Genomic DNA, 13,533 nt, shown 5'->3' with positions numbered 1-13,533 from the left:
AAAATGAGCCAATGACGGGATTTGAACCCGTGACCTCATCCCTACCAAGGATGCGCTCTACCAACTGAGCTACACCGGCTTTGTTGATTTTTTTTGAGCGAAAGACCGGGTTCGAACCGGCGACATTCAGCTTGGAAGGCTGACGCTCTACCAACTGAGCTACTTTCGCAAAATGTAAATTTGTGGGGAGAGCAGGATTCGAACCTGCGAAGACGTAGTCAACGGAGTTACAGTCCGTCCTCGTTGGCCGCTTGAGTATCTCCCCTTCAATTTACTATTTTAATGAACTTATTGTTTTTGAGCCGATGGAGGGACTCGAACCCACGACCTGCTGATTACAAATCAGCTGCTCTAGCCAGCTGAGCTACATCGGCTTTTGTTGCACAAAAAACAACCCGCTATTTCTAACGGATTGCAAATGTATAAAGTTTTTTTACATTTAAAAACTTTTTTTTAATCTTTTTTTTATTTTTTTTGAAATTTAAGAAATCAATGAATCTCTATGCTTTTCTTTTGACCTTTTTAATTGTCTTTTTAAGTTATCTACTGCTGCATTAATACCTTCTTCAAAAGTTTTAGTTTCTCTTTTTATAATCAACTCACTACCAGGAATATTAATTTTTACTTCTGTAATTTTATTTTCTTTATCACTAGTATTTTGAACTTTTAAAAAAACTTCAGCGTCAACTATCTTGTCATGAAACCTATTTAAAGTTGATACTTTCTCGTCTACGAATTTAATTAATTCTTTGTCTGCATTAAAATTAACGGATTGGGTGAATACTTTCATACTTCATTGTTCTTTTTATTGCTCCTAGGGTGAGCTTGATTATACACTCTTTTAATTGCCTCTAAACTATTATGAGTATAGACTTGTGTTGAAGCTAAAGATGAATGCCCTAGCAACTCTTTAACTGAATTTAAATCTGCCCCTTCATTTAAAAGATGTGTCGCAAAGGAATGTCTTAAAATGTGAGGGCTCTTTTTCTCTTTAGAAGAGACTCTACTAAAGTAAGAATTTATTATTCTGTAAACAAGATTTTCATAGATTTTATTTCCTTTTTCTGTGATAAAAAGCTCTTCTAAACCTATAGAGAATTCTTGTTTTAATTCTAAATATTGCTTTAATGTTTGACTTACAGATTTTAACAAAGGAATATACCTTTCTTTATTTCTTTTTCCGAGAACTTTTATTGTGCTATCTGACAAACTAACATCTCCTTCTTTTATGTTTATAAGCTCTATTCTTCTAATTCCTGTGGAATAAAAAAGTTCAATAATTAATTTATTTCGCATAGAAGTAAAATCGCTTTGATGTGAAACTAAATTTATAACTTCACTTATTTCTTTTGTATTAAAAGGTACTTGAATCTTTTTTTCAACTTTTAAAGCTTTGTGTTTTGAAAGTGGATTAATTTCAATCTGATGCGTTTTCTGAAGATACTTATAAAAAGACTTTAAAGAACTCACCTTTCTATTAATTGAACGACTGGAAATTTTTAAATCGACCAAAGAAACAATCCAAGTTCTAATTTGATTGTAATGTACTTCTGATAAATTCTCTTGATTGAATTCAGTTGCTAAGAAATCTCTAAATGAAATTAAATCGTTTTCATATGCTGTAACCGTATTTAGAGCATATTTTTTTTCTAGCGATAAATATTCTAAAAAAGAATCTATCATTTGTTGATAATAATTTACGAGTTATTTGATTTAATTTAAAAAATACCAGTCTTTATTTTACGAAAAACAAAATTTCTAGTTTTCTTAAAATATTACATTATTAATTAAAAGACTTGAGGTCTTTTGTAAAATTACAAAAAATTACCCATAAAAAAACTCGTATCAAAATTATTTGATACGAGTTTGTATTTTGCTTTTCGGTTATAAAAGTCTGATCTAAAATCAGGATTAAATAAACTTACTAATTTCCCAAAAGAGAAATTAGAGTTTCACTAACCTACTTCTTCTTGCGTTCTTAATCTTTGTACGTATGAAGCTTTTATTCTTTGAGCTCTTTTAGCAACAGATGGCTTTGTAAAGTTTTTTCTGTTACGTAAGTTTTTCATAGTCTTTGTTCTGTCAAACTTTCGTTTGTAACGTTTTAAAGCTCTATCTATATTCTCTCCTTCTTTTACAGGTATAATTAACATTGGTTGGCACCTCCCTTCATAAGTATCTTATATATTTTAAAAAACAGTTAAACTGCTGATTTATAATTTTTGGACTGCAAATGTAATTATTAATTATTAATTACAATTTTTTATTTCAATTAATTTTTTGAAGTAACTTTTTGCGTTAGGGATTGAACGACCTGTTTGAGCTCTTTTGAGGTACGAAAAAAGCGAGTAGTGAAAGCCCGACCTTTAGGTAACGCCCAGAATAATAGTTAGCAGTTAGCAGTTAGCAGTTAGCAGTTAGCAGTTAGCAGTTAGCAGTTAGCAGTTAGCAGTTAGCAGTTAGCAAAAATAAAAAATTACACAATTTGTATTCTTTCTTATTAAACAGTTCTTTTTTTGCGATAATCTTAGTATTATTTTGACAAAAAAACTAATTTAAAAAATTACGTAGCTGGTTTGTATTCTTTACCATCAATTACCATTTTTGCGATAATCTCTTTTAAGATTTCTGAAGTACCTCCTCCTATTGGACCTAACCTACTGTCTCTTAACAATCGTGCCATAGGATAATCTTCCATATAACCATAACCTCCTAAAAGTTGAAGTGCATCGTAAATTACTTCGTCTGCCATTTTAGTTGATAACAATTTAGACATACTTGCTTCTTTTACTACATATTGCCCATTATCTAATCTTTTAGTAATTGAATAGTTGTATTCTCTACACATGTCCACTCTACTTGCCATTTCTGCAATTTTATGTCTTAAGACCTGAAAGCTATCTAAAGATTTGCCAAAGGCAATTCTTTCTTCCATATATTTAAGTGCATAATCTACTGCATATTCTGCTCTTGCGTGCGCATTTACACCCATTAGTAATCTTTCTAAAGCAAAATGTTGCATGATATAAGGAAAACCTTTGCCCTCTTCTCCTAATAAATTTTCTGCAGGAATCTCTACATTATCAAAGGCAATTTCTCCTGTATCTGAGGCTTTCCAACCTAACTTATCTAGCATTGTTGCAGACAATCCTTTTGAGCTTCTATCAACAATAAAAAGACTAATACCTTTGTATTTATCTGATGGATCTGTTTTTGCTGCAACAATTAAATAATCTGATAGCACACCATTTGTAATAAATGTTTTAGAACCATTTAAAACATACTTATCTCCTTTTTTGATTGCTGTAGAACGCATACCTGCAACATCTGAACCACCAAAAGGCTCTGTGATGCACAAACAACCAATCATATCTCCATGAACACTTGGTTCTAAATATTTTTTCTTTTGAGAATCGTTACCTTCTTTATTTAAATGTGTCATTGCTAAATATTCGTGCGCCCACATTGCTGCTGCAAATCCGCAAGAATTAATTTTTTGCATTTCTTCTAAAAAAACAACTGTATAGAACAAATCTAAATCTAAACCTCCATACTCAGCTGGAGTTGATAAACCGAAATACCCCATTTCTCCAAACTTTTTCCAGATGAAACGATCTATAGTTCCAGTTTTTTCCCATTTATCTATATGAGGTACAACTTCTTTCTGTAAAAACTCTTTAAAACTAGCACGAAAAGCTTGGTGTTCTTCAGTAAAATACATACTGTTCATTAGGCAGGATATTTTTATTTATTCAGCCAACAAATATAAGGTTATTCTATCATACAAATCTAAAGGAAAACCCTTGATATTTTTTAATTCTGATATATCTTGGAACTCAGCAACCTCATCTCTATAATTAAAAATCTTTTTACACAACTCGTAATCTATGTAAGGATTTTTTAATAATTGTTTGAATTCCACAGTATTTACATTCACTTTCTTAATGATTGGTTTATCTACAATTTTAAAAACCGAAAGCACTTTATCTGCAACTTCTTTTTCTAAACCCCATACCTCGTACAATTGAGCATCCAAAGAAAATCCTTGCAATTTAGAACGATACTTAATAATTCTTTCAGAAAAAGCGGCACCAATTCCGTTTATAGTTATAAAATCTTCTGCTGTTGCTTTGTTGATGTCTGTGGTTGATACTACTTTCTTCTTATAATTGTACTTCTTGTTAGAATTATCGAAAGTTTTAGAATGGGTATTTGAAGTAGAATTCTGATTTTTCTTATTTCTTTCTACAACCCAATCTGGAAATTTAAAATAAGGAGATATTTTTGCCAGTAAAGAATCTGAAACCTTCGTTACTTTTTGAAATTCTTCTTTAGAATTCACAAATTTATTTGTTTTTCTGAAAGATAATAATCGATCAATTTCTTTTAAAGACATCCCTAATTGTTCGCCTTTATAATCTGTAATGTAATTTGGGTTAAAAGGATAAATTTTAGGCTTTCTGTTTTCTATTTCAACTAATTTTAAACTATCTATTTGATTTTGAAAAGCGAGTAAATTTGGTTGATTTGTATCTATTTTATCATCATCAAAAAGAACATCAGAAAAAATAAATATTTGAAGAATAATGATAAATATTGCCAATAAAAAAATCCCATTTCTTTCGCTTTTGTTATACCAGAAATGGGATTTTAAAATTTTCATTTTTATATTTTATGCTTTAGTACTTTTTATAGCATCCATATATTTTGTTAACTCAGCTTTAACTTTAGGAGCCAATAGAATTAAACCTATCATATTTGGCACCATCATTGCAAAAACCATTGCATCAGAAAAACCAATTACAGAACCTAAACTTGCTGCTGCACCAATTACAACAAACACACAAAAGATTACTTTATAAGTATATTCCATTTTTTTAGATCTACCGAATAAAAATACCCAACCTTGAAAACCATAATAAGACCAAGAAATCATTGAGCTAAACGCAAATAAAACAACTGCTACTGTTAATACATAAGGAAACCAAGAAATTGCAGATTCAAATGCACCAGAGGTTAATAAAATTGCTTGTGCATCATTTAAAGAAGCATTTTCTGCAGCTACATTACCAGTAATAATTAATACTAAAGCTGTCATTGTACAAACCACAACTGTATCTATAAAAGGTTCTAATAATGCAACCATACCTTCACTTGCTGCATATTTTGTTTTTACTGCAGAATGTGCAATAGAAGCAGAACCAATACCTGCTTCGTTAGAGAAAGCTGCTCTTCTAAATCCTTGTACTAAAACTCCTACTGCACCACCTGCAATTCCTTCTGGACTAAATGCCCCTGTAAAGATTTGAGAAAACGCATCACCAACCATACTGAAATTTGCAAAAATTACAAATAAAGAAGCTGCAACATAAATAGCCACCATAAAAGGCACTATCTTATCTGTTACTTTCGCTATTTTTTTGATTCCTCCAATAATTACAATACCTACAAGAATTGCCATTACTAAACCAAATAACCAACCTTTACCATGAATAAAAGATTCTGAACCTCCTGTAATATTTTCTACTAATTGAAAAGCTTGATTTACTTGAAACATGTTTCCACCACCAAATGAACCTCCAATTACAAAAATCGCAAAAAACACTGCTAAAACTTTACCTAATGTTTTATTTTTTAAACCTTTTGTTAAATAATACATTGGACCCCCATACACAGTTCCATCAGCTTCAATATCTCTATATTTTACACCTAAAGTACACTCCACAAATTTTGATGCCATTCCTAAAAAACCTGCAACAATCATCCAAAAAGTAGCACCTGCACCACCAATTGAAACTGCAATTGCTACACCTGCTATATTACCTAAACCTACAGTTGCAGAAAGTGCTGCTGTTAATGCTTGGAAGTGAGAAACCTCTCCACTATGACCTTCTACTCTAATAGTATCTGGATTATCTTCTTCGTCAGTAAATTCTGATTTAGCAATTTCTACTTTATGATCTTCTCTATCTTCTAAACTATCGTATTTACCTCTAACAATATTTATTGATGTAATAAAACCTTTAAAGTTGATAAAATTGAAATAGAAAGTAAAATAAGTTGCTCCTAAGATTAATGGGAATAGAACCCAATAGATACTTACTGTATCTGTAAAAGGAATTTGATAAAAAATAAAATCTACAAACCAACCAGTTGCATTACCAAATGCTTCGTCTATTTGTTGGTCTAGTCCTTTTTCTTGGGCAAAAGTTAATATTGGTGCTGCTAAAAGCAACAAAGAAAGAAGTTTTTTCTTCATAATATTCGTATTGTTAGTTTTAAATTTACTGATGTGCAATATCATAAAAAAAATGAAGTTTTAACAATTTTTGAATGTTAAATGTCATTTTTACATTAACTTTTCTTTAAATCTGTGCAAATCTTCTTTAAATGATTTTGGATAAAACTCTAACCCTTTATTTGTTTTTGACAAATCGAAACCTGTTTTTGCTGGTCTTGGTGCTGTTTGATTTAAGGTTAATGTAGTTATAGGTTTTATTAAACTTTTATCTAGATTAAAAACCTCAGCAATTTGTTGTGCAATCTCAAAAACACTTAATAATTTGTTTGATGAAATATGAAAAATACCTTTCGCTTTTTTATCCATAGAAATTTTACAAGCTAAGGCTAAATCATCTACATAGGTTGGCATTCTAAATTGATCATCTACAATTGTAATTTCTTTACCTTGTTTTAGCATACTTATTACCCAAAGTACAATATTGCTTCTACTCATGTCAAATACTTTTCCGTAAACTAAAATGGTTCTTAGAATTGTATAATTGATATTTGAATCTAATAATACTTCTTCTGATTTTAATTTTGACAAACCATAATAACTTAATGGGTTTGGCGTATCTGTTTCTTTGTAATATCCTTTTTTACCATCAAAAATAAAATCAGTAGAAAGATGAATTAAATGTGCATTTATTTTTATTGAAACCTCAGTTAACCATTTTACAACAGTAATATTTAATAGATCGCAAGCTTTTTTATCATTTTCACAAGCATCAACTTGTGTCATTGCAGCTGTATTTATTATAAAATCAGGTTTAATTTCTATTATAGTATTTTTTAGGTTTTCTTTGTTTGTAATATCAATAGAAACATAAGTAAAATCTTCTCTTCCACTTCTATTTTTACCTTTCGAAAATCCAAAAACTTCGTAATTTTCTTTATCCTGTAGTAATAATTTTAGTAAAGACTGACCCAACAATCCATTACTACCTGTAATAATAACTTTATTCATTTTAAAATAACTGTCTGAGTTTTGTTATTTGTTCTGGCCTACCTAAAACAATTAAGTGAGAACCATTTATTAAAACTGAACCAGCATCTGGGTTTATTATATAATCTTTATCAGGGTTTCTAAAACCTATAACTGTACAACCTGTTTTTTTTCTTAAATCTAAATCTAAAATAGTTTTGCCTATATATTTTATTGGCAATTCATCTACATCAATCTCTTCTAAATTTGCAGTTGTTTCACCTTCTATTGTTAATCGATCTACAAATTCTATAACATCTGGAGTTGTTACTAAAGAAGCCATGTGATTACCACCTAATTTATCTGGCATAATTACGTTGTCTGCCCCAGCAATTTTTAATTTACTGTAAGAACTTTCATCAGAAGCTCTACTAATTATTCTACATTTTTTATTTAGTTGACTGGCTGTTAAAACAATAAAAAGATTATTAGCATCAGATGGTAATGCTGCAATTAATGCTGTAGCTTTATGTATACCAGCATTTATTAAAGTTTCATCCATAGTTGCATCACCATGAATATTTAACAAACCTTGCTCATCTAATAAAGCAATCATTTCTTTATCTCTTTCTACAACAACAAAGTCTTTACGATAATTTTGCAATTTTACAATTGCTTGTTTTCCATTTCTACCATAACCACAAACAATTGTATGCCCTTCTAAATGTGCTATTTGTTTTTCCACCCTTCTATGTTTAAAATGTTCAAAAAATTGTCCGCTAACTAAATATTCTGAAAATGCTGAAACTGCATAACCAAAAATAGTAATACTTGTTAAAATTAAAAAAATTGTAAAAATCTTATCTTCTGGTGTAAAAGGTTGCACCTCACCAAAACCTACTGTTGTTACAGTAATAACAGTCATATAAAGTGCATCAACAAAAGAATAATGAGATAAAAGCATGTAACCAACAGTTCCAACAGTTAAAATTGAAACTACTAAAAACAGTATCTTATAAATCTTAGATGCTAAAAATCCCATAAATTATAAATCAAAAACCGAAGTTCTTTTTGTATAAACTAAATCTTTTAGCTTCATCAAAAATGCTAAAGTTAAATACAACCCAAAAGATAAACCAACAGTAAAAAAAGTTACATAAACAAAGTATATACGTACATTTTTGGCTCTAATACCTAATCTATCTGCTAGCCTAGAAAAAACCCCAAAACCATGTCTTTCAAAAAAATGACGAATTGAATGCATACAATTTATTATTAAACATTTAAATGCAAGATAGTATATTGAGATGATTTATCTTAAAATCACTAAAATTAAGTTTGATAAAAATTTAATATTAAAAATTAGAATTCGTTAAGAAAAGTGATTTAAACTATGAATTTGAAAATATATTAATTCTAATTTAGGCAATAGTTGCTTTTTAATAAAAAAGTAATACAGATTGATTAACTTTGCATCTTTGCAAAAATTCCATTTTTTTGAAAGACCAAGAATATATTGAAGTTTATGGAGCAAGAGCCCATAATTTAAAAAATATAGATGTAAAAATTCCGCGAGAAAAACTAGTTGTAATTACTGGTTTAAGTGGTAGTGGAAAATCTTCATTAGCCTTCGACACTATTTATGCTGAAGGCCAAAGACGCTATATAGAAACTTTTTCTGCTTATGCCAGACAATTTTTAGGTGGCTTAGAAAGACCTGATGTAGATAAAATTGATGGTTTATCTCCTGTAATTTCTATAGAACAAAAAACTACTAATAAAAGTCCACGTTCTACAGTAGGTACAATTACAGAAATTTACGATTTTTTAAGATTATTATTTGCAAGAGCTGCTGATGCTTACTCTTACAATACTGGCGAAAAAATGGTAAGCTATTCTGATGAACAAATAAAAGAGCTAATTCTAAAAGATTTTGACAATAAAAAAGTTGCAGTTTTAGCGCCTTTAATTAAATCTAGAAAAGGACATTATAGAGAATTATTCGAACAAATTTCTAAACAAGGTTTTGTTAGAGTAAGGGTTGATGGAGAAATAAGAGAAATAGAAAAAGGAATGCGTTTAGACAGGTATAAAACGCATGATATTGAAGTTGTAATCGATCGCCTTTTGGTAAATAAATCATCAGAAAAAAGATTAGACGAAACTATAAAAACAGCATTATATTCTGGTAATAATATAATGATGGTTATTGATATTGATGACAATAATCCTCGTTATTTTAGTAGAGAATTAATGTGTGCAACAACAGGAATTGCATATCCAAATCCTGAGCCAAACACTTTTTCTTTTAACTCACCTAAAGGAGCTTGTAATAAATGTAATGGTTTAGGTATTACTCAAGAAATTAACTTAAAAAAAGTGATTCCTGATGATACAATTTCTATAAAAAATGGAGGTATTGCACCTTTAGGTGAACAAAAAAGTAGTTGGATTTTTAAACAAATTCAGAATATAGCAGAACGTTATCAATTTAAATTAACAGATGCTATTAAAGATATACCCAAAGAAGCTTTAGAAATTATTTTAAATGGTGGTAATGAAACATTTAAAATTGAATCTAAAACTGTTGGTGTAACTAGAAATTACAAAATTGATTTTGAAGGTATTGTTGCTTTTATAGAAAACCAATATAAAAATGCAGAAAGCACAAGCATAAAACGTTGGGCAAAAGGTTTTATGGATGAAGTTACTTGCTCTGTTTGTAGTGGAAAAAGATTAAAAAAAGAAGCGCTACATTTTAAAATTACTGATAAAAATATAAGTGATTTAGCACAAATGGATGTAACTGAATTAGCTTCTTGGTTTTCTACAATCGAAAAAAACTTATCAGATAAACAACTTACAATTGCATCAGAAATATTAAAAGAAATAAGAACTCGTATTCAGTTTTTATTAGATGTTGGTTTAGATTATTTAACTTTAGACAGAACCTCTAAATCACTTTCTGGTGGAGAAGCTCAAAGAATTCGTTTAGCAACTCAAATTGGTTCACAATTAGTAGGTGTTTTATATATTTTAGATGAACCAAGTATTGGCTTACATCAAAGAGATAATCAAAAATTAATAGATTCATTAATAAAATTAAGAGATGTTGGTAATTCTGTTTTAGTCGTTGAACACGATGAAGATATGATGAAAAAAGCAGATTATGTTTTAGATATTGGCCCTGGAGCAGGAAAACATGGAGGAGAAATTGTAAGTATTGGTACTTATAATGAGATTATAAAAAACAAAACTTTAACTACTGATTATTTAACAGGTAGAAAAAAAATTGAAGTTCCTAAAAAACGCAGAGAAGGCAATGGAAAAACCATAACACTAAAAGGTGCTTCTGGTAATAATCTTAAAAATGTTTCTGTTAATTTTCCTCTTGGCCAAATGATTTGTGTTACAGGAGTTTCTGGTAGTGGAAAATCGACATTAATTAACGAAACACTTTACCCAATTTTAAACGCTCATATTTATAGAGGTGTAAAAAAGCCAAAACCTTATAAGAAAATTGAAGGTTTAGAAAATGTTGATAAAGTTATAGATATAGATCAATCTCCAATAGGAAGAACACCAAGATCTAACCCAGCAACCTACACCAAGACTTTTGATGAAATTAGAAGTTTATTTGCAAAAACTCCAGAAGCTGCAATTCGTGGTTATAAACCTGGCCGTTTTTCTTTTAATGTAAAAGGTGGTCGTTGTGAAACTTGTCAAGGAGGAGGTGTTCGTGTAATTGAAATGAACTTTTTACCTGATGTACAAGTAGAATGTGAAACCTGTCAAGGAAAACGTTTTAACAGAGAAACTTTAGAAATTAGATACAAAGGAAAATCTATTTCTGATGTGTTAGATATGACAATTGAAGATGCCACTGATTTTTTTGAGAACATACCTAAAATCCATAGAAAACTAAAAACAATTAAAGATGTAGGTTTGGGTTATATTACACTTGGGCAACAATCAACAACACTTTCTGGTGGTGAAGCTCAACGAATTAAATTAGCATCAGAATTATCTAAAAGAGATACAGGAAATACTTTTTATATTTTAGACGAACCTACTACAGGTTTACATTTCGAAGATATTAGAGTATTAATGGAAGTGCTAAATAAACTAGCAGATAAAGGAAATACAGTTTTAATTATAGAACATAATTTAGATGTAATTAAATTGGCAGATTATATTATTGATGTTGGTATGGAAGGTGGAAAAAAAGGTGGAAAAATTTTAACAACTGGTACCCCAGAACAAGTAGCAAAACACAAAACAAGTTATACAGCTAAATTTTTGAAAAAGGAATTAGCCTAATTACAAATTGATAAAAATATTTAGAGATGATTAACGAAGACAGAAAAATAAAAGAAAAATTTCAACCAAAAACTTGGAACGAAATAAAAACAAACGATTCTTGGGCTATTTTTAAAATAATGGCAGAATTTGTAGAAGGTTACGAACGTTTAAGTAAAATAGGACCTTGTGTATCTATATTTGGTTCTGCACGTACAAAACCAGATCATCCTTACTATAAATTAGCAGAAGAAGTTGCTTTTAAATTAACACAAAATGGTTTTGGAGTAATAACTGGTGGTGGCCCAGGAATTATGGAAGCTGGTAATAAAGGTGCAAATAGAGGAAAAGGCCTTTCTGTTGGTTTAAATATAGAATTACCATTTGAACAACATGATAACCCTTGGATTGACCCAGGAAAAAGTTTAGATTTCGATTACTTTTTTGTTAGAAAAGTAATGTTTGTAAAATACTCTCAAGGTTTTGTAGTAATGCCTGGTGGTTTTGGTACTATGGATGAACTTTTTGAAGCGATTACTTTAATTCAGACAAAAAAAATTGGTCGTTTTCCAATTGTTTTAGTTGGTAAAAAGTTTTGGGCTGGTTTATTAGATTGGATAAAAAACACATTAATTGCAGAAGGTAATATTAGCGAAGATGATTTAAATCTGTTTAGAGTTGTAGATACTGCAGATGAAGCTGTAGAACATTTTAATAAATTTTACGCTAAGTATAAATTAAAACCGAACTTTTAATGATTAAAAAAAACATCCTCTTTTTGCTTTTATTTTATGGCTTTTCAATAAACAGCCAAACTACAGTAAAAACAATGTTTTACAATTTATTAAATTACAATTCTGATTTTAATAGTCAAAATAGAACACCATATTTAAAGACTATTTTAGAAGATATACAACCAGATTTATTTATGGTTTGTGAACTTAAAAATGAAACTGCATCTAATTATTTATTTAATAATGCAGTTTTAACTTATAATAGTAAATTTAAAAAAGCCGATTTTAACTACAGTAACTCTCCTGCTACAGGTTTGTTGCAAATGGTATATTTTAATTCAGATAAATTAACTTTAGAAAAAAGTACTATTGTACCTACAACTACTAGAGATATAAACCATTACACTTTTAAATTAAACACAGAAAACTCTGAAACAACACCAATAAACATAGAGGTTTTTGTTACACATTTAAAAGCATCAAGTGGTTATACAAACAGACAAAAACGATTAAGTTCTATTAGAGAATTCACAACTTATTTAGATCAATTAGACCCTAACAGTTTTGTTCTTTTTGCTGGCGATTTTAATTTTTATACAAGTAACGAAGAAGGTTTTACAGCTTTGATAGATGAGTATAATTCAATACAAATTGTAGACCCAATAAATAGACTCTGCCCAGAATTCCCTAATGATGATAAAGATTATTTTGATGATGATTATAACTCAACATATTTTTGGAATAATAGTTCTTTTGCTGATGTACATTCGCAAGCCACAAGAAACTATCAATTAAATGGAGATGGTGCTGGAGGTGGAATGGATGATCGTTTTGATTTTATAATGATGTCTAAAAATTTGACTACAAGTTCTGATTTGTATTATGTAGATAACAGTTATAAGACAATTGGTAATAATGGAAACTGTTATAATTCTTATGTTAGTAATACGAATTGCACAGGTGCTTTTACGCAAGAATTAAGAAATGCATTATACAATTTTAGCGACCACCTACCTATTGTAATGGAAGTTGAAACATCAGAAAATGTATTATTAATTCCAAACATTTTACCAGTTTCGTTTATAAACACTAATATTGTTAAAAACGAGATAACCTTGGCTTTAAAAGAAAATGTAAATTCAATTATTATTTACAATCAGCTTGGGCAAATAATGTATCAAACTAAAAACATTAATCAACAAGAATTAACAATAGATATACGTCATTTTTCTAAGGGAATTTACTACTTAAAGACTGATGCGTATAAAACCCTTAAATTTGTAAAAAATTAAT

General features: G+C 29.5%; 12 protein-coding genes and 4 tRNA genes. 3 read left to right on the top strand and 13 right to left on the bottom strand.

The genetic code is table 11. The annotated features are described in order from the left end of the window. Positions 1-6 precede the first annotated feature (6 nt). The 13 genes from ACJJVK_RS09965 to ACJJVK_RS09905 form a co-directional block, all read right to left on the bottom strand. Positions 7-79 (bottom strand) — tRNA-Thr (locus ACJJVK_RS09965). A gap of 17 nt (positions 80-96) precedes the next feature. Next, positions 97-169, bottom strand: a tRNA-Gly gene (locus ACJJVK_RS09960). 14 nt (positions 170-183) lie between these two features. Beyond that, a tRNA-Tyr gene (locus ACJJVK_RS09955) sits at positions 184-265 on the bottom strand. A 35-nt stretch (positions 266-300) separates the two neighbouring features. Continuing rightward, positions 301-374: transfer RNA gene (locus ACJJVK_RS09950), tRNA-Thr, on the bottom strand. Positions 375-481: 107 nt separating this feature from the next. Further along, positions 482-790 (bottom strand): ribosome hibernation-promoting factor, HPF/YfiA family, encoded by a 309-nt coding sequence (hpf, locus tag ACJJVK_RS09945; RefSeq protein ID WP_405565674.1) that lies wholly within the window; start codon positions 788-790, stop codon positions 482-484. Further along, a complete protein-coding gene (locus ACJJVK_RS09940; protein WP_405565671.1) occupies positions 787-1,683 on the bottom strand; it encodes a tyrosine-type recombinase/integrase in 897 nt (298 codons plus the stop codon). The genes hpf and ACJJVK_RS09940 overlap by 4 nt, the downstream gene beginning before the upstream one ends. A gap of 272 nt (positions 1,684-1,955) precedes the next feature. Continuing rightward, the gene (gene rpsU / locus ACJJVK_RS09935) at positions 1,956-2,153 is read right to left on the bottom strand and encodes a 30S ribosomal protein S21 (protein WP_015480739.1); all 198 of its coding nucleotides are present in this window, start codon (positions 2,151-2,153) and stop codon (positions 1,956-1,958) included. A gap of 410 nt (positions 2,154-2,563) precedes the next feature. Continuing rightward, positions 2,564-3,730 carry an acyl-CoA dehydrogenase family protein gene (locus tag ACJJVK_RS09930; protein WP_405565668.1) on the bottom strand — a complete coding sequence of 389 codons (1,167 nt, stop codon included), beginning with the start codon at positions 3,728-3,730 and terminating at the stop codon, positions 2,564-2,566. 18 nt (positions 3,731-3,748) lie between these two features. After that, entirely contained in the window at positions 3,749-4,663 is a 915-nt protein-coding gene (locus ACJJVK_RS09925; RefSeq protein ID WP_405565666.1) for a ComEA family DNA-binding protein, read from the bottom strand. 9 nt (positions 4,664-4,672) lie between these two features. Continuing rightward, positions 4,673-6,259, bottom strand: coding sequence for an alanine/glycine:cation symporter family protein (locus ACJJVK_RS09920; RefSeq protein ID WP_405565663.1), 1,587 nt, complete (start codon positions 6,257-6,259; stop codon positions 4,673-4,675). Between the two features lie 90 nt (positions 6,260-6,349). After that, positions 6,350-7,249, bottom strand: a complete 900-nt coding sequence (locus ACJJVK_RS09915) for an SDR family oxidoreductase (protein WP_405565661.1) — start codon at positions 7,247-7,249, stop codon at positions 6,350-6,352. Position 7,250: 1 nt separating this feature from the next. Continuing rightward, entirely contained in the window at positions 7,251-8,249 is a 999-nt protein-coding gene (locus ACJJVK_RS09910) for a TrkA family potassium uptake protein (RefSeq protein ID WP_215994897.1), read from the bottom strand. A gap of 3 nt (positions 8,250-8,252) precedes the next feature. Continuing rightward, complete coding sequence (locus tag ACJJVK_RS09905; RefSeq protein ID WP_215994896.1) at positions 8,253-8,471, bottom strand: PspC domain-containing protein; 219 nt, start codon at positions 8,469-8,471, stop codon at positions 8,253-8,255. Between the two features lie 233 nt (positions 8,472-8,704). Here ACJJVK_RS09905 and uvrA point away from each other — a divergent pair, with 233 nt between their 5' ends. The 3 genes from uvrA to ACJJVK_RS09890 are packed head-to-tail and all read left to right on the top strand — an operon-like array spanning position 8,705 to position 13,532. Then, a complete protein-coding gene (gene uvrA / locus ACJJVK_RS09900) occupies positions 8,705-11,527 on the top strand; it encodes an excinuclease ABC subunit UvrA (protein WP_405565659.1) in 2,823 nt (940 codons plus the stop codon). A 26-nt stretch (positions 11,528-11,553) separates the two neighbouring features. Then, a complete protein-coding gene (locus ACJJVK_RS09895; RefSeq protein WP_405565657.1) occupies positions 11,554-12,261 on the top strand; it encodes a TIGR00730 family Rossman fold protein in 708 nt (235 codons plus the stop codon). Next, positions 12,261-13,532 carry a T9SS type A sorting domain-containing protein gene (locus tag ACJJVK_RS09890; protein WP_405565654.1) on the top strand — a complete coding sequence of 424 codons (1,272 nt, stop codon included), beginning with the start codon at positions 12,261-12,263 and terminating at the stop codon, positions 13,530-13,532. The genes ACJJVK_RS09895 and ACJJVK_RS09890 overlap by 1 nt, the downstream gene beginning before the upstream one ends. Position 13,533 lies beyond the last annotated feature (1 nt).

Origin of the sequence: Polaribacter sp. Asnod6-C07 (assembly GCF_045063625.1) — a bacterium.
GTDB lineage: Bacteria > Bacteroidota > Bacteroidia > Flavobacteriales > Flavobacteriaceae > Polaribacter > Polaribacter vadi_A.
The sequence above is the reverse complement of the archived record's forward strand: the minus strand, read 5'-3'. Positions and strand labels throughout refer to the sequence as shown.